This is a genomic window from Roseovarius sp. D0-M9 (assembly GCF_037083805.1).
Lineage (GTDB): Bacteria > Pseudomonadota > Alphaproteobacteria > Rhodobacterales > Rhodobacteraceae > Roseovarius.
In genome coordinates this window covers 1-885 of record NZ_JBAPKZ010000128.1, presented here as the reverse complement: position 1 = coordinate 885, position 885 = coordinate 1, and the positions used below count along the sequence as shown (strand labels likewise).

Here is an 885-nt window from a genome sequence, read left to right as displayed (position 1 = left end):
GGCTGAGGTCTCCGCGTCGGACGCGCCTACCGAAGGCACGAAATATGGGAGCGGCTCAAGCACCGGTGCGCCCGACTACCCACACGGAACGAGAAGGGACCAGAAATTTTTCTGGAGAATCTTTCTGGTGGCCTGACAATGCGCATTTTGGAAAGGGCCTCTCCTCATCGTCGCATCGCAGCCGACCAGCCCACTGTCGTGCGCGCAGATAGGGTTTCTCTCCTGTCCCGGTCACAATCGCCAGCGGGCCGGACATGCCACCACCCGGGCTCATAGACCAGCTGCCGGATTTTTCGGGGCTGCAGCAATCGGCAACGCTGAGCGGCCCAACATCCGGTGGGAGAGTGCGTAGTTTCCGAGGGTATTGTCCCGCATCCTGAACACGCATGATCACCCCATGAAAAGTTGTTCGACTGCAGTGTCCGATTCGAGACGATCGCCCGATCACTACGGAACTGCCTTGTTTGAATTGAGCCAAAGAAAGGCTCGGTCGCCATCAGGCGCCGTCACCTCTGGTACCCGATCCAATTCGCCCCGGGCTGCATTTGAACAGCTATCTTGCGACCGCAGCACCTTGAAGGGTGTCCGGAATCGACATGCGAAAGGTGGATTCAATGATACCCGACACTGATCTTGAAAATAAAAACACGATAGATCTGCTGGCTGCCGCTCGCCCGAACAGCGCCGTGCCTGCTGGCGAGCGTGAACTGCGCTTTGATCGTCTGACCCGTCTTGTTCAGGATGTGTTCGGTGTGCAGATCTGCTTGATCATCATTTTTTTTGGCTTCTTCGCGGTTTGTGTGGGTGTGCGGGTCTCCGGTCAGTTCACGACCACACCAGATGTTGTGTCGTAGGGTGACGCGGGCAGGTGCTTGAGCCGACCGG

The 885-nt window shown here is 57.6% G+C and carries 1 protein-coding gene; it reads right to left on the bottom strand.

What is annotated here, in order from left to right; translation table 11 throughout:
- Nucleotides 1-611: 611 nt before the first annotated feature.
- On the bottom strand, nt 612-885 hold a 274-nt coding region (locus tag V8352_RS21840; RefSeq protein WP_336426357.1), incomplete at its 5' end, for a hypothetical protein.